This window comes from Shewanella glacialipiscicola, assembly GCF_023283485.1.
Classification (GTDB): Bacteria; Pseudomonadota; Gammaproteobacteria; order Enterobacterales; family Shewanellaceae; genus Shewanella; species Shewanella glacialipiscicola.
This window is the reverse complement of record NZ_JAKILU010000019.1, coordinates 1-15,408: the sequence shown is the minus strand read 5'-3', so window position 1 is coordinate 15,408 and position 15,408 is coordinate 1. Positions and strand designations below refer to the sequence as shown.

At 45.0% G+C, this 15,408-nt stretch carries 14 protein-coding genes and 2 pseudogenes; 6 read left to right on the top strand and 10 right to left on the bottom strand.

The genetic code is table 11. From position 1 onward, the window contains the following. Positions 1-5: 5 nt before the first annotated feature. Positions 6-440 carry a hypothetical protein gene (locus tag L2717_RS13670; RefSeq protein ID WP_220774042.1) on the bottom strand — a complete coding sequence of 145 codons (435 nt, stop codon included), beginning with the start codon at positions 438-440 and terminating at the stop codon, positions 6-8. A gap of 380 nt (positions 441-820) precedes the next feature. Here L2717_RS13670 and mtnC point away from each other — a divergent pair, with 380 nt between their 5' ends. After that, entirely contained in the window at positions 821-1,501 is a 681-nt protein-coding gene (gene mtnC, locus L2717_RS13665; RefSeq protein ID WP_220774041.1) for an acireductone synthase, read from the top strand. A gap of 114 nt (positions 1,502-1,615) precedes the next feature. Here mtnC and L2717_RS13660 read toward each other — a convergent pair whose 3' ends face one another. Then, on the bottom strand, positions 1,616-2,707 hold the full coding sequence (locus tag L2717_RS13660; RefSeq protein WP_220774040.1) for a hypothetical protein: 1,092 nt from the start codon (positions 2,705-2,707) through the stop codon (positions 1,616-1,618). A gap of 401 nt (positions 2,708-3,108) precedes the next feature. Between L2717_RS13660 and L2717_RS13655 the strand changes: the two genes are divergently transcribed. Then, a complete protein-coding gene (locus L2717_RS13655; RefSeq protein ID WP_220774039.1) occupies positions 3,109-3,573 on the top strand; it encodes an acyl-CoA thioesterase in 465 nt (154 codons plus the stop codon). A 69-nt stretch (positions 3,574-3,642) separates the two neighbouring features. Next, the gene (locus L2717_RS13650; RefSeq protein WP_220774038.1) at positions 3,643-3,906 is read left to right on the top strand and encodes a GNAT family N-acetyltransferase; all 264 of its coding nucleotides are present in this window, start codon (positions 3,643-3,645) and stop codon (positions 3,904-3,906) included. A gap of 19 nt (positions 3,907-3,925) precedes the next feature. On the opposite strand, the gene L2717_RS13645 is transcribed toward L2717_RS13650, so the two are convergent. The 3 genes from L2717_RS13645 to L2717_RS13635 all read right to left on the bottom strand — a co-directional run bounded on the left by L2717_RS13645 (position 3,926) and on the right by L2717_RS13635 (position 7,086). Beyond that, positions 3,926-4,474: an HPP family protein gene (locus L2717_RS13645; RefSeq protein ID WP_220774037.1), complete on the bottom strand. Its 549-nt coding sequence runs from the start codon at positions 4,472-4,474 to the stop codon at positions 3,926-3,928. 126 nt (positions 4,475-4,600) lie between these two features. Next, on the bottom strand, positions 4,601-5,011 hold the full coding sequence (locus L2717_RS13640) for an acyl-CoA thioesterase (RefSeq protein WP_220774036.1): 411 nt from the start codon (positions 5,009-5,011) through the stop codon (positions 4,601-4,603). A 266-nt stretch (positions 5,012-5,277) separates the two neighbouring features. Beyond that, positions 5,278-7,086: an AMP-dependent synthetase/ligase gene (locus L2717_RS13635; protein WP_220774035.1), complete on the bottom strand. Its 1,809-nt coding sequence runs from the start codon at positions 7,084-7,086 to the stop codon at positions 5,278-5,280. A 494-nt stretch (positions 7,087-7,580) separates the two neighbouring features. On the opposite strand from L2717_RS13635, the gene L2717_RS13630 reads away from it, so the two are divergent. The 3 genes from L2717_RS13630 to L2717_RS13620 are packed head-to-tail and all read left to right on the top strand — an operon-like array spanning position 7,581 to position 11,038. Continuing rightward, positions 7,581-9,110, top strand: coding sequence for an alpha/beta hydrolase (locus tag L2717_RS13630; protein WP_373316156.1), 1,530 nt, complete (start codon positions 7,581-7,583; stop codon positions 9,108-9,110). Positions 9,111-9,113: 3 nt separating this feature from the next. Beyond that, positions 9,114-9,848, top strand: coding sequence for an ABC transporter ATP-binding protein (locus L2717_RS13625; RefSeq protein ID WP_220774033.1), 735 nt, complete (start codon positions 9,114-9,116; stop codon positions 9,846-9,848). Further along, the gene (locus L2717_RS13620; RefSeq protein WP_220774032.1) at positions 9,845-11,038 is read left to right on the top strand and encodes an ABC transporter permease; all 1,194 of its coding nucleotides are present in this window, start codon (positions 9,845-9,847) and stop codon (positions 11,036-11,038) included. The genes L2717_RS13625 and L2717_RS13620 overlap by 4 nt, the downstream gene beginning before the upstream one ends. Before the next feature lie 86 nt (positions 11,039-11,124). On the opposite strand, the gene mog is transcribed toward L2717_RS13620, so the two are convergent. The 5 genes and pseudogenes from mog to L2717_RS13595 form a co-directional block, all read right to left on the bottom strand. Beyond that, positions 11,125-11,658, bottom strand: a complete 534-nt coding sequence (gene mog, locus L2717_RS13615; RefSeq protein WP_220774031.1) for a molybdopterin adenylyltransferase — start codon at positions 11,656-11,658, stop codon at positions 11,125-11,127. A gap of 162 nt (positions 11,659-11,820) precedes the next feature. Then, the gene (locus tag L2717_RS13610) at positions 11,821-13,284 is read right to left on the bottom strand and encodes an MFS transporter (protein WP_220774030.1); all 1,464 of its coding nucleotides are present in this window, start codon (positions 13,282-13,284) and stop codon (positions 11,821-11,823) included. A 32-nt stretch (positions 13,285-13,316) separates the two neighbouring features. Continuing rightward, positions 13,317-13,781, bottom strand: a complete 465-nt coding sequence (locus L2717_RS13605; protein WP_220774029.1) for an NlpC/P60 family protein — start codon at positions 13,779-13,781, stop codon at positions 13,317-13,319. 163 nt (positions 13,782-13,944) lie between these two features. Beyond that, positions 13,945-14,681 (bottom strand): annotated as a pseudogene (locus tag L2717_RS13600) (sulfite exporter TauE/SafE family protein). A 536-nt stretch (positions 14,682-15,217) separates the two neighbouring features. Then, positions 15,218-15,408: pseudogene (locus tag L2717_RS13595) on the bottom strand (IS110 family RNA-guided transposase); the annotation flags it as partial.

The following is a 15,408-nucleotide window of genomic DNA, read 5'->3' as shown; positions in this document are numbered from 1 at the left end:
GGCAACTATTTAGTTGGGCATATAGTCTGCAAACGCTTCGCTTTGCGCTGCAATAGCCAAAATATGATTAACACCCCAAAAGAGGCAGTAAAGGTCGTCAACGTCAGTGCAAAACCTTTAAATGACAGTAAGTTGAAGTTAATGCCATCGAGTACCAGCACTGCTAAACCAAGTGGCATTTGGATAAACACAGCGGCAAACCAATCGAAGGGAAGTGTAGGAAATATCCTGTGGTAAGCATAAAGCACTAGGCCCGCAATCAATATCAGCAAACCTGCATCGTGGGCAGCTAACAAAAGATACTCCACACTGTTCTGGTTAATATCAGGTGCGCCGCTCAACATCTCTAACATATAACCCGCACTCGCGACAAATGAGAAGCTGATAAAACTCAATAAAGCTAATAAGATACCAAAACCAACAGCGGGTAAATATTTCATTTAACATCTCTCTTATTGGCCATAAAATTCCCCTGCGTCACCCCAAAATGACTGCCTATGCAACATAACGTAGAAACAAGGTGTAAACTACAATAGCAGCCTAAATTTCCCTTAGCTATTAAGACTATAGTCTTATGTTCGTCACAGAATAGTGCACGAAAAAATAGATAAAATGCAGTATCAAGCGCAGGCTTTCTCAGATGATCAGTAGATAAGCTTTTAAAATTATTAGATTAATCAAATTTCAAATTTATCGCTTAGTGATATCAACCACAATTTGCCCATCTACTTGGGCGAAATAGACTAGCCAATATTGCCAATAACGCTTAGGATCGACGTAGCACTTTTTTAGCCAACATATTGTGGAGTATCAAAACATTATGGGTATCAGAGCCATAGTCGTAGACACAGCAGGCACCACGACAGACCTAAACTTTATCCAAGATGTACTATTCCCCTATTCTGTCAAAGCCTTGCCAGACTTTTTAGAACAGAACCAACACAATGTATTGGTTGAAAACTGTATTTGTGACACTAAAGATATCGCCCTAGAGCCGGAGGCTGACTTAGCGCGTGTAACTGAGATCCTGCAACAGTGGGTCAACGAAGACCGTAAAGCTACGCCACTTAAAACCTTACAAGGGTTAATTTGGAAGCAAGGCTATGCCCATGGCGAATTTAAGGGCCATATCTTTCCAGACTTTATTGAAGCGGTGAAACGTTTTAGCGCACAAAATCTGCGTATTTACAGCTTTTCATCCGGCTCTGTCGACGCGCAAAAACTGTTGTTCAGCCACAGTGACGGCGGCGATTTAACTGAAATGTTTAACGGCCATTTCGACACCCGCACGGGCAACAAATTAGATAAGCAGGCTTACTGCAATATCCTCAACACTATCAGTTTAAGCCCCAAACAAGTGCTGTTTGTGTCTGATGTTATTGAAGAATTAAAGGCTGCCGACGCTGCGGGCATGATGACCTGCCAAATGGTTCGCGACAGCAAGCAACGCACTGGCGAGTTCCGCAAAATCAGCAGCTTCGATGAGCTGCTGATTGAATAATGCGATTATTGAATAACGTGATGGTTGAATAACACGATAGTCGACTCAGTCAGCTCAAGCTGATTTAGCCGATAAAACTAAAGCGACCTTGTGGTCGCTTTTTTATTAATTGACTCAATTACCCTTCACCGCCAGCGGAAACGCGGCCGAGATACATTTTTCCACCTCAAAACGATAACCATAATCCGCATTCTTATCGGGTGTGATCAACAAAATCTCGTAATCATTTAATTCAATCACATTCGACTCGGCAGGCTTTTTACAACGCGAGCGGCCATTGGCTTCAAGTGAAAATGCGAACGTAGCTAGCCATTGCCGCACTAAGTACTGATATTGAGTTCGCACCGAAGCGTAGGCCTTTTTGCGCTCTTCCTCTTCCAGCTCGCCGTCATCATTACTATTCTCAGCCTTGCTCGATTTATCGCTTTCAGAATCAAGAGCAGTCTGAGTTAGCTCTACAAGCGGTACCGTCAGCACATCGGTCGCATCCGGCAACCGTCCCGATTTAGGCTCGCGAGGAGCATGCTTAGCGGCTTCTTGGGGAGAGGTAATAAAGTTGCCAAACGAGGTTTCAATACGAGTCTCTAAATCAATTAACAGGCTCAAGTGATACAAAACCACAGTCGCTAGCACGATACGGATCAAAAAAGTCGTTTTACGGAATGAAGTATGCGAGGTAATCCGTAACGATTTGATACCTAAAGGTTTAAGCAAAAATATCAATACTAAATAGACAGGGATAATCAACTGCAATGCCAGTAGCACGATCGCGCTTACCATCAAAAACCAAGCGGGCATATAGAGTAGAATCGCTAAGTTATGGGTGTAATTGAGATCGCTTGCTGAGACCCCAACCACTTCGTTAACTATCGCACCAGACCAGCCCAAAGCAAAGTTGGCAATCATCGCATAAAACAGCAACAACACAGCTTTGCCCGCCAAACTGTGCCAAACCCGCTCGAACACAGGCCAAAACTCGATGGCCATAGCGATTACGGCAATCACAGCGACTACGCCCATCAGATCGCCACTGAAAGCTAATATCAAGGCGATAAGATATAATTTTTGCGCAAAGGATAACCGAGCAATACCTTGGCTGATGTAACACCATAGTTTACTCAATCCTAATCGGAGCTGACAAGGTGAAGGTAAAGTCACTTGCCGCAGATATTCGCGAGCAGCTTTGGTGTAAGGACTTAAATTCATTATCAATTTATCTTCCATTAATGATTAAGGCACACAGCAATTGCGGCTGAAATAAACCAGACCAGTGACAATAGTCATCCCAACGGCTCTAGTAAATGGCTAACAACGACTCACATTTAGCCCCAAATACGACACGATAAACAAGACTATTTTATGACGCTATTCAAGTCAGTTTAGATAGGTTTAACACTGAGTAACCTTGTTTCTTTTATCGCCAAAAAAATTGTCGCCATCACTTACTCAACACAGGTAACTTACCATAACCATTTAAAAACGTTATTAATATTTATTTAATACACCATTATTAATAATAGATGCTATACGGGACAATACTTGTCGCCGTAATTTTATACTGCTAGTCTGGATCCCTTAAACGAGCGTTTTAACCAGAGATTTTTACCATGGAACAGATACAAGCAGGTGCACAACAGCAGGCACAGGAAAAGTTTCTCGCAATCAATCCCATCGTCACTCAAATCCCCGTGGCATGGGGCGAAATGGATGCTCTGCAACATGTGAATAATGTGGTGTATTTCCGCTATTTTGAGACGGCGCGTATCGACTTTTTTAATCGCCTCTTTCCGTTAGATAGCTTGTATCAATCCGGTATTGGCCCAGTGATTAGCGAAAATCAAGCACGCTATAAACGCCCAGTAACCTTTCCCGATACTTTATTGGTGAGTGTTAGTATTAGCGACATCCACAGCGATAGATTTACCATGCATTATCAAGCTTTTAGTAAACAGCAACAGGCTGTGACAACCCTAGGGACTTCCGTCGCGGTGATGTTCAACTTTAGAACAGGCAAAAAGGCCGAGTTACCCGTAGAACTGCTGTCGATCCTCAAACAGCATGAACTTGCTTAAGCGCTAAGCTATCTACGCCCATAGATAAATTATCAGCACACTTTAAGCCATACCTTGAGGAAAGTATGTATGTCAGATAACGAAAATATCGAAATAGCCGTTGAACATCAAATAGATAAGCAGCGCTTTATTATCCCTGTCGATGGCCATGAGGCGATGTTGGAATACCAATTATCAGGCAAAGATATCGATTTTAGCCGTACTTTTGTCCCTAACGAACTGCGCGGTAAAGGACTTGCCGAGCGCTTAGTTCGCCACGGCTTAAAGTGGGCTAAAGGCCAAGATTTGGCTATCCAAGCCAGCTGCTGGTATGTACAGAAGTTTTTGAAATAACCCGTTTACAGTAACGTTGTTAAATCCAATACACAGGGTAATGGCGCTTAGGATCGGTGGAGAGGTTATTAACTACCAGTGCCACCAGCAATAATAGTACAGAGCCTAAAAATACTGGCATTATGGCGTAGAGAAAGCCAAGTTGATGCACGTTTTCGCCGCCAATCACGGCAATCAATGCCGTTGCACCGCCCGGTGGGTGCAGAGTGCGAGTGAGGTACATTAACGCGATAGATAGTGATACCGCTAAAGCACAGGCAAGCACCATATAATCTGTAAACAGCTGATAAACCGCAACCCCGATTAATGCTGACAACACACTGCCACCGATTAAATTACGTGGCTGTGAAAACTCTGCCAGTGGTGCGCCGTACACCAGTACTGCCGATGCTCCGAATGAGCCAATCACAAACATAGTACCGATTGGATTTTCACTAAAATAAAAAGCAAGACTAGCCACCAGGTAGATACCACAAAATGCGCCAACCCACGACCACACTATTTTTTTAAGTGGTTGTCTAGGCGGACAAATATCTTTAGAGCGCATGCGGGTAAAATAGAATCTCATTGTGTTAATCCGGGCTGAATATTATCAATGCATTACAGATTAGATACCTGTATCACAGTTTGCGGGCGCCAAATTAACGTTAAACAAGCGCAATTGCAATTGCGCTTAACCAAGATTAGCGAAACATTAAATAATTTCACCTTGTAAGCCCGCTAGTACTGCACGGATATCCTCTGCAATAGGGCAACTTTTTTCGATTTTATAGTCGTAATGCACCAACGTCGTTTTGACCTCTGCCGTCTTATGTCCAGCCTGCCAACAGGTTTGTGTTAGCTCAAAGCTACTGTTACCGATGCGGCTCACGTAGGTTTTCACCGTAACGTCTTTACCGTAATAAGTCGGTGCAATAAAGGCCACCGTAAACCCCGCGACAATAAGATTCCAATGCTGCAAATCCAACTCTGGATTAAATATCTCAAAGATAGGTTTACGCGCCGCCTCACACCACACGGGGATCACAGTGTTGTTGATATGACCTAGCCCATCGGTTTCGGTGAATCTTGGAGATATTTCGAGGCTGTATTCAATGACTGACATGCACACTTCCTTTTTTATTGTTATTTATAAATCAACTACAGGGTAATTTAAGTTTGACGGGTGACCCCTGATGGCTGAACAGGGTTTGGTATCAATGTTATCTATCGTGAAAACTATTGGCGACTTTAATTAAGTAGTCACAGTCATATTTATACATAGCCTAACAGACCCAAACGTCCAAACAAACCCAAAATAGGCCTAGCTCAGCGCTTAAAATGAAAAACAAAAAGGCCGCATAGCGGCCTTTAGTAACAACAGCTTAAGGATCAGTTGTTGTACATTGCATTAATTTCGTGAGCATATTTATGGTAAATCATCTTACGCCGTAACTTAAGTGTTGGGGTGATTAACCCTGCTTCCATCGAAAACGCATCGGGCAATAGAGTGAACTTTTTGATCTGCTCAAAACCTGCTAACTCATGCTGTAACTGCTTCAGACGTTGCTCAAAATGCGCGACTACGTGGCTGTGGCGCAGCAATTCTAGAGTTGACTCATACTTGAGGCCCTTGTCTTTTGCCCACGCTTCCAGAGACTCAAACGCAGGCACAATCAAGGCAGTCACATAGTTACGAGCATCGGCAATAATGGCCACTTGTTCGATAAAAGGACAACAGCCGACAGCACCTTCAATCCTTTGTGGCGCAATGTATTTACCGTTGGAGGTTTTCATCAGCTCTTTAATGCGGTCGGTAATAAATAGGTTACCGTTAGCATCTAAACGCCCTGCATCACCGGTTTTTAACCAACCATCCTCAAAGGCGGCGGCGGTATCTTCTGGGCGATTATAATAGCCACGCATCACAGCGGCGCCGCGCACGAGGATCTCGTCATCTTTACCCAGTTTGATTTCAGTTTCCAGCAAAGGTTGGCCATTTGAACCTGGCACTCGATTGTCTAAAGTGTTGCAGGTCACTGTAGCGTTGGTTTCTGTCATGCCATAACCACATAGCACTGGAATATTGATAGCGTGGAAGAAATTACCCACATTAATATCTAAGGCCGCACCGCCGCAGGGCATAAACTTCAGCCGGCCGCCAAGCACTGTGTGCAACTTGCTAAATACGAGTTTATGCGCCACACGCCCTTGTAGTGATAGCCACAATCCACCTTTGGCACGACCCTGAGCAACTTCAAACTGCCGTTGACCGACACGCATTGCCCAAGCAAACAGCTTTTTACGGCTAGCTGGTGATTTGGTGACTTTATCTTGTACAGCGCTGTAAACTTTTTCGAGGAAACGTGGCACAACACACAAAGTATGTGGGCGTACTGCGCTAATCGCCTCTTTTACTCTTTGGGTATTTTGCAAATAGACGTTATGACCGCCACGGCATAAAACGTAGAAACTCCAACTGCGTTCAAACACATGGCTTAGGGGTAAAAATGCCAAAGACACATCGCCACTCTGAAAAGCCAGTTTTTGATCATGTTGGCGTATAGTCGAAGCCATGTTGCGGTAATCCAGCATCACGCCCTTCGGGTCGCCCGTCGTGCCAGAAGTATAAATTAGGGTCAGTAAATCGTCGAGATTAGCCGCTTGTAGACGTTGATTAAGTTCGGTTTTTTGTTCAGCCTTCTGCTCATCGTTAGCGGCTAGTAAAGTGTCTAAATGCCAGTGTTGCTCAACCTTATTAGCCGCAAGCGCCACGCTGACATCGAATACAATGACATGCTCTAGACTAGGACATAGCTTTTGTAGTTCACAGGCCATGGCATATTGCTTAGCATCATCCACAAAGATGACTTTAGCGGCAGCATCGTTAACGATAAAGCTCGCCTGTTCAAGGGTACTGGTGGGATAAATAGGCACCACAACGGCACGACTTTTGAGTGTACCAATATCGGCACAGGTCCACTGCGGGCAGTTTTGCGCCAAAATAATACAGCGGTCTTGCACTTGTACGCCGAGTTGAATCAACACTTGTGCAATTTTACTGCTAATATGATCGAATGCTTGCCAGCTCACCAAAGACCAAGGCGCGGCCATTTCGAAACCTTGCAGCGCAATGGCGTCTTTTAAAGACTGACTCTGCTGCTGTAATAGTCGAATAACATGATATTGTTCAAGAGACATAAGTGACTCACCTTTTAGCTTACAAGTGTACCGCTTTTTTTGCATTCTACCTGAAGGCTAAATAAAACCTAAGAGTTTTTGCTCTAATCTTGTGCAAATGCAGCCTAAATCACGCTATAAACATTCAGTTAAGTTTGTATCACGCCCTCCTTCCAATGCTTTTTCTTACCCCAAATCAACACAATCCTTCCTATTAACATCAATAGCCTATCTGATATAAAGCAGCCATTCAGTGAACCATTACGCCACAAAAACAACAAAGATAGACACTCACCATTAATCGTACATTTTGTTCGTATAATGGTTTGTAGGTAAATTATCCACGACTAAAGTTGACATTTAAAAGCGCTAACATTAGCTTCACACACTATATTAATGCATTGATATAGTTCTAATTAAACAAAAGTTCCTCCTGAACAGCAAAAAGGAAAGCGCTTATGATACGCGGCACGACATATAGGAAGTCCCACCAAGCCGTTCAGCGTCTTGCGCCAATGAGGTTAAAGCCTAGCGATATATTAAGTGTCCTTCTGCTGACTATCGCCAGTACAGCCACTTGGGCGAGTGATGTAATCAGCCAAGATAAAAAAACAGCAAGTAAGACAGACACTTGTTATGTTGAGGGCGTATCAGACCGTTTAAATTGCGGCTTTGTTACTGTTCCAGAAAATCCTAACAAACCCGATGGCAAACAGATCCAAGTGCATTACGTCATCTTGCCCGCGGTGAAAAATGTCAACCATGAAGAAGCCTTACTCGCCATTGCTGGCGGCCCGGGGCAATCGGCTATCGACAACGCCGCTGGTTTTGATGCCATGCTCAGTAAAGTACGCCAACAGCGGGACATTTTACTGATTGATCAAAGGGGCACTGGCCGCTCGAATCTGCTGACCTGTGATGAAGGAGCGCAATCTCCACTGTCATTCGATGATGACAATGTTGATACCTTAGTTGAGGCACAAAAATGCCTTGAGCAACTCGACGCTGACGTGACCCAATATGGCAGCCTTAATGCGATTAAAGACTTTGAAGTGGTGCGCCAACATTTAGGCTATAAAAAATTGCATGTTTACGGCATTTCCTACGGCACGCGTATGGCGCAACTTTACATGCGTTTGTACCCCGAGCACTTAGCCACAGTCACCTTAGACGGCATAGTGCCAATGCAGCAAAGTGTGTTAGAAATCGGCGCGGCAATTGATCGTGGTTTTGATTTACTGTTTAAAGATTGCCAAGAAACCGCCGCTTGTCATACGCAATTCCCAGAGCTTAAAACTGAATTCGACCAAGTAGCCGCATCACTCGCTAAGGCGCCTGTGATGAAAAATGTTTACGATCCTGTCAGCGGTGAAAAAACCATGCTGACGATGACGCGCGGTAAATTCTATGGCTCGATTCGCATGGCGCTGTATCAGGCTAACGTGCGCGCCTTAGTACCCCATGCGATTCACCAAGCCGCTAAAGATAATTTCCAACCCATTCTCGGTCTATACGCCCTTACCCTAGAAAATGGCGGTATGGCGATGGGCATGCACGCATCGGTCGTCTGTGGTGAAGATATGCACCGTATTACACCAGCCATGCGCGAGCAGGCCCAGCAATCCTTTATGGGTAAAACTATGCTCGAAGGCTTAGAAGCCACTTGTGCAGTATGGAAAGTCCCCGCGGTCGATGACAGCTTTAGCGAACCTATCAGCAGCAATATCCCAACCTTGTTGTTATCTGGTGAAATAGACCCTGCTACACCACCCAGTTGGGGCGATTTAGCAATGGAAAAACTCAGTAATGCCAAGCACTTTATTGCGCCCTACGCGACCCACGGCGTCGCTTATCAATCCTGCGCCAACACGCTTATCGCCGATCTCGTCCGCTCGGGCTCAGTTAGCGATCTTGACGGCGAGTGTTTAAAAAAAGATGTGCGCCGCAGCTTTTATTTAAATGCCAGCTCGGTGGAACCGCTTAATGCGACCAGCACAAAAACCACGACAACAGATGATCACGCCAGCACTGGAGCTAAGGAATAAGCCATGATTAAAGTATCCCATCTTTCCAAGCGCATCGGTGACGTGCAGGCGCTCAATGACTTAAGCTTCGAGGCACAAAATGGCCAAATTACCGGTTTACTCGGCCCCAACGGCGCAGGTAAAACCACGTGTTTACGCACTATTTTTGGTTTACTGAAACCTGATACCGGCAGAGCTGAAATCGAAGGTATCGATGTCGCCATCGACCCTATCGGCGCGAAACAACAACTCGGGTTATTTCCCGATCCTTTTGGCTTGTATGAGCGCTTAACACCACGGGAATATATCCGCTATTTTGCCGAGCTGAGCGGCTTATCATCTAAAGACGCTAAAGAGGCCACCAGCCAAGTGATTGCTAAATTGCGCCTTGAAGATATTAGCGATCGCCGCTGCAAAGGTTTCTCCCAAGGGCAAAGGATGAAAACCGCACTCGCACAGGCCATTGTCCACCGCCCAAGTAATATTATCCTCGATGAGCCGACCCGTGGGCTCGACGTAATGAGCACTCGTCTGCTGCGCGATATTCTTATCGACCTTAAAAATCAAGGACATTGCGTACTTTTCTCTAGCCATGTGATGCAAGAAGTTGCCGCTCTGTGTGACCAAGTCATTGTGATGGCGCAAGGTCGAGTGGTGGCCATTGGTAGCCCAAACGAGCTTTGTATCCAAACGGGCAAAGATTCACTCGAAGAAGCCTTTATCCAACTTATCGGTACCGATGAAGGAATTGCAGCATGAATAAAATAATCACAATGGTGCGCAAGGAACTCATTGATGCGGCCCGTGATAAGCGCTCGGTGATGGCAGGACTCTACTACGCCATCGGCACGCCGCTGATTATGTGTGGCTTATTTATGGTACTGATTGGCCAGCTTACCAGCCCTGATGACTTAAAAATCACCATCACCAATCCCGATAATGCCCCAGATCTAGTGCGTTTTTTATCAAATAAAGGTATTACTCAAGGCAATATTAAAGAAGCTGACGTTAAAGACAGCACGGCAAAAGCGTTGACGGAAAAAGTCTCTGACACGCAAGATCTTAAAGCCATTGAAATGATTATTAGCACCGACTATGCCGCGCAAATGAACCAAGGCAAAGGTGCTGAGATAACGATTGTTGCCGATAACTCAGACGAGAAACTGCAAAACTCGATTCGTAGACTCGAAAGACAACTGCAAGCCTACAGCACAGAAATGGGCAGCCTACGCTTGATTGCCCGCGGTATCGATCCCCGCGTAATGCAGCCACTTAAGGTCAATATCCACGACCAAGCGACGACAGACTCTAAGGGTGGAATGATCTTAGGTATCGCGATTTTCACTATGATTTACTCGGTATTTATCTCGGGCATGAACCTCGCGATCGATACCAGTGCCGGCGAGCGTGAACGTAACTCTTTGGCGCTATTACTAAGCCATCCGCTCACGACACGCCAGTTAGTGTTATCGAAAATCATCGCTGTGAGTCTGTTTGCCCTCTTGGGATTAGTGCTGATTTTACTGGTATCCAAAATTGCCTATACCTTTGTACCTTGGCAAGAATTAGGTTTTAGCGTCAACATCACCAGTGAATTTATGGCACTGATGTTAGTGGTGGGTATCCCTGTGGCGTTGATGGCAGCTTGCTTACAACTGTTTGTGTCTTTTATGGCAAAGTCCTTTAAGGAGGCCCAATCCTACCTAACGATAGTGTTGTTTGTGCCCTTAGCTTTATCGATGGCCGCCAGTTACAACATAGCGCCAGATATGCTGCAGTGGTTGCCCGTATCGGGCCAGCAACAAGCATTAATGGACTTTATTAAAGGTAAGGACTTGCCCATGTTGCAGTTATTAGTTTCGACCCTCAGCACCTTAGCCATTGCAGTATTACTCGCCTTTGGCATGGAAAGGTCGCTCAAGAGTGAAAAGGTAATTTTTGGGCTTTAAAGGAGGCATATCAACGATAGAGACTAAAAAACAATTAAAACAAAAAGCCACTGAATATTCAGTGGCTTTTTGTTATTGACCTAACATTACTTTGCCTTAGGTCTAAAGGGTTTAATCACCGCTTCGTTACACTCTAAATACGGCCCTTCCATCAAGTCGATACAATAAGGGATTGCGGGGAATACCGCATCTAAACACTCGCGAATCGATTTAGGTTTACCCGGCAAGTTCACAATTAAAGAATCGCCACGCAATCCCGCGGTTTGGCGCGATAAAATTGCTGTTGGCACAAATTTTAATGACTCAGCGCGCATCAATTCGCCAAAGCCTGGCATCATACGATCGCATACCGCTTCAGTAGCTTCAGGGGTAACATCGCGTTTAGCGGGGCCAGTGCCGCCAGTGGTGACAATTAAGCAGCAATCTTGCTCGTCGGCCATCTTGATCAGCGTCGCTTCAATTATATGCTGCTCATCGGGGATCACTTGATAAATCGGCTCCCACTCGCTGGTGAGGTAGTCGTTGAGCGTGTCGATAATCGCCTTGCCTGAGATATCTTCATAAATCCCCGCGCTAGCACGATCACTTACCGTCACAATACCGATTTTTGCTTTGCTCATAATCCCATTCCCCAAACGTCAATGTATGACTTGCCCATTGTATAAATAACAACGGCTTCTGCTATATTCTCTGAGGCTAAAATAACATAAATATGCGGTTCAATGTGCTGTGGCAAGTCGACATTCGTCACGTATTGGCACTTACCTTCAGCTTGCTCGCATTTAATGCGCCGTTTCGCTATCGTGATCTTTTAATGCGGTCGCTGGCGATAAAAAACCGACTATCGCAGCACAAAGTGCCACCCCTGCAGCGGCCATAAAACCATATTGGAAGGCGTGATGCACTGTCTCAATTGGCAATTTTTTTATGGCATCGATGCCAAATTCAGCATCCGTTAGCGGTAATAAACCATACAGCAGCACACTAAACAATGCAGTACCGATGGCGGCGCCCATAGAGCGACACAGTGACACCATAGCGGTTATCTGGCTAAGCCGCGCCTTGCCAGACACGCTCTGCACTACAAGCTGCACACTCGGCATTACTGTGCCCAAACCAATGCCAACTAACACACCTAAGCCGCCAATCACATTGGCATTTTGCGGCACAATACTTATCAATAACAAACCAATACAGGCTAACCCCATACCAAAAGTCGGTAACCATTTAGGTGCCACGTCTTTACTTAACAAGCGGCCGGTCATCGTCGAGCCTATTACAATGCCGAACGTCATCGGCAATAGCAGTAAACCAGTTTGGGCGGGATTGATATTTAACCCCACCTGCAAATAAATCGGTAAAAAGAAGATCATCGCAAATAAGCAGGCCGCAAACAGTGCCGCGGTCAGCAGCGGCATATATACCGCCTTATTGGCGAGTAAATCTAACGGCAAAAATGGGCTCGCACGTCGCAGCTCCCACACTATCAATCCTAAAGAGCTTAAAACGACAAATACGGCAAACCCTAAACTTGTCACTGAAAGCCAAGAAAACTCCTGCCCCGCCACCGATAACCAATATAATAGTGCTGTGATAATGAGCGGAAATAACACCACGCCCACTAAGTCAAACTGGCCTTGGCGTATGGGTTTAATACTGCGTTTATGTAAGCCATTGAGCCGCCATACTGCCAATATGGACAGTGGAATATTCGCCCAAAATAGCCAGTGCCATGAATAAGCGTGCACCACTAAGCCGCCAATCACAGGGCCGCCCACACTCGCGAGGGTAAACATAGCGGCAAAATAGCCTTGAAAACGGGCCCGTTGACGAATAGGTACTAGCTCACCAATCAAGGACTGGGACAAACTCATTAAGCCGCCGCCGCCCATACCCTGCAAGATGCGTCCGGCGATCATATTGTCCATCGTGCCTGCGCTCGCAGAAACGATAGAGCCCAAGGCAAAAATCACGATGGCGATCATCAAGATTTTTGCGCGGCCAAAGTTATCCCCTAACCAACCGTAAATAGGCACCGAAGCCGCCATCGCGAGCATATAACCAATAGTGATCCACGAGGCTTGGCGCAGGCCGCCAAGATCTTCAACAATCGCAGGTGTGGCTGTGGCGAGTAAGGTTTGATCGACCGCTGCCAGAAACATAGGCAAAAAAACCGCCGAAAAAATAGCAAGGAAAACGGAAGTGGGTAAAGGCTCACTCTGGGGTAACGTAGGCTCTAGTGGCATGCTTCTCTACTTATCGTAAGGCTATAGTGGAATTAAATACGCCGTGCATTCCAATACTTAGATGCCCAATAACTGTTATGTAAACTTGAAATTTTCACCCCTTGGCTAGTGGACACATGCAGAAAACTATCATCACCGACATAAATACCGACATGGTGCGAACTCCAACCCGTCTTGAAAAATACTAAATCACCTTTGCGTAACTGGCTTCGAGATATAGGTTTACCGAGAGCTTGTTGTTCTTCAACCGTACGTGGCAGTGTTAGCCCTAACATTTTTTGATAAGCAACAGAAACAAAGGCCGAGCAATCTATGCCCCTTTTAGTACCGCCGCCCAGACGATAAGGCACACCGCGCCACTCCGAATGCAATGCAGAGATGTTGTTATCGTTCCAAACCGAGACAGGTTCAACTTGCTTTACCACAGGCTTAGGCTCTGGCGCGCTAGCACAAGCACCAAGTCCTAAGGCTAAGATAACTATCAGTAATTGTTTCATTAGCATTAACTCATTGCAGGCAGATTTCACAGTAAAGTCATTTAGTTTCTATCAGAAAATTCAGCTTAAGAGTCGCTCAAACACTAAAGTAACCTAATACCGCAGCACTCTACACTCAAATATCACTGCACTTTAGCAGATTTAGATAACCTAAAGCTTAAATCTATAATGCCGTCCATAATAAACGCACGCCCACCAATACCATTAAAATCAAAATAATGCGTTTAAATAGCCTATCGGAAATTTTATTCTGGATAAATAAACCGAGTTTTACACCTAGCCACGCAAGCGGCACCAGTAATAATGAGACGATAATATTCTCTTGGTTTATCTGCCCAAGTAAGCTGTAGGGAATAAGTTTAACTAAATTGACTACTGCAAAAAACACCATCGCTGTAGCTAAAAACTCAGGTTTAGCTAAGCGTAATGGCAATAAATACGCGTTAAGTGGTGGGCCGCCCGCATGGGCAACAAAGCTGGTAAATCCCGCCATTAAACCACAAAGCCGTCCAACCAATGGCGAAGGTGACGCTTGAGCTTTATCCCCAAGAATCAAACCATACAAACCAAACCCCAATGACACGCAACCCAAAATAGCCCGCAAATAGGCTTCATTCAGCCGATCAAACAGTAAATAGCCAATCAGAATACCCGCAATTGCAGCTGGCAGTAATATCCGTAAATGATGCGGATTATGTTGTCCCCACCATGAACGTACACTTAAAAAATCCATATAGATTAGTAACGGCAACATAATAGCGACTGCTGTAGTTGGGCTAATCGTTAACGCCAATAGTGGGACAGTTAACCCGCCGACTCCACCCGAAAACCCGATTTAGAAATACCCGTAATTAATACGGCGGGTATCGCGATTAACCAAAAAAGCGCGTCCGTAAACATCACCACATCCTGAATAATACTTTAAAGGCTAACAAGTTATTGTTGTAGTGGTAAAAAGCTATCGAGCAAACATGGCTGGGTCAATAAAAATGAATCTATTTAACCTGAACTCGGGATATTGGCTGTGGTAACTGATTAATCTTATTACCTTATTCGTAAAATTAACTCTACAGAGGTAGTTTTACCGTTATCAAGGCAAGTTTGCGTACCTAATAGCGGGCTATTAGTCGCAAAGTTAACGCAGATAAAGGGGAAAATAACCTGTAGAGACGCAGAGCTTATTCCGTATATGGACTCCACCTGTTTAGCAATTGCTTTGACAAAAAGATTAGATGCGCACGTATATACGGTTTTTTATTGAAGAAGCTATCTTCTAACCCATGATCTATTCGCACCTTCTGTCCTTATCGAGATTGTAGCGTTATCAACGCTGTCGGGATAAACAGGTTTTCAGAAGGTTGGTCTTACCTATTTGTTAATGCATTTTGCTGAACATTTCCTAAAAATATTTATAAAACTCTTTCTAAAACAATGTCCTATATGGCCTGGCTGTTATATTCGGTTCTGTAATTGAGCAATGCCCATGCGGTTCGAACGGTTTTATTGATTAACGCGACACAAGCACGTTTTATACCCACTCGCCTGACTAAATTGATAAGCCATTGCTGTTTATAGGTTTTTGCCTCTACTGGCAGTCTTGATATAACAGAGAGTGCGCCTTGATAGA

What these genes read in the sequence shown, in the direction of transcription:
- L2717_RS13670 (WP_220774042.1), bottom strand. Translation starts at nt 440, where the DNA reads ATGAAATATTTACCCGCTGTTGGTTTTGGTATCTTATTAGCTTTATTG.
- mtnC (WP_220774041.1), top strand. Translation starts at nt 821, where the DNA reads ATGGGTATCAGAGCCATAGTCGTAGACACAGCAGGCACCACGACAGAC.
- L2717_RS13660 (WP_220774040.1), bottom strand. Translation starts at nt 2,707, where the DNA reads ATGAATTTAAGTCCTTACACCAAAGCTGCTCGCGAATATCTGCGGCAA.
- L2717_RS13655 (WP_220774039.1), top strand. Translation starts at nt 3,109, where the DNA reads ATGGAACAGATACAAGCAGGTGCACAACAGCAGGCACAGGAAAAGTTT.
- L2717_RS13650 (WP_220774038.1), top strand. Translation starts at nt 3,643, where the DNA reads ATGTCAGATAACGAAAATATCGAAATAGCCGTTGAACATCAAATAGAT.
- L2717_RS13645 (WP_220774037.1), bottom strand. Translation starts at nt 4,474, where the DNA reads ATGAGATTCTATTTTACCCGCATGCGCTCTAAAGATATTTGTCCGCCT.
- L2717_RS13640 (WP_220774036.1), bottom strand. Translation starts at nt 5,011, where the DNA reads ATGTCAGTCATTGAATACAGCCTCGAAATATCTCCAAGATTCACCGAA.
- L2717_RS13635 (WP_220774035.1), bottom strand. Translation starts at nt 7,086, where the DNA reads ATGTCTCTTGAACAATATCATGTTATTCGACTATTACAGCAGCAGAGT.
- L2717_RS13630 (WP_373316156.1), top strand. Translation starts at nt 7,581, where the DNA reads ATGAGGTTAAAGCCTAGCGATATATTAAGTGTCCTTCTGCTGACTATC.
- L2717_RS13625 (WP_220774033.1), top strand. Translation starts at nt 9,114, where the DNA reads ATGATTAAAGTATCCCATCTTTCCAAGCGCATCGGTGACGTGCAGGCG.
- L2717_RS13620 (WP_220774032.1), top strand. Translation starts at nt 9,845, where the DNA reads ATGAATAAAATAATCACAATGGTGCGCAAGGAACTCATTGATGCGGCC.
- mog (WP_220774031.1), bottom strand. Translation starts at nt 11,658, where the DNA reads ATGAGCAAAGCAAAAATCGGTATTGTGACGGTAAGTGATCGTGCTAGC.
- L2717_RS13610 (WP_220774030.1), bottom strand. Translation starts at nt 13,284, where the DNA reads ATGCCACTAGAGCCTACGTTACCCCAGAGTGAGCCTTTACCCACTTCC.
- L2717_RS13605 (WP_220774029.1), bottom strand. Translation starts at nt 13,781, where the DNA reads ATGAAACAATTACTGATAGTTATCTTAGCCTTAGGACTTGGTGCTTGT.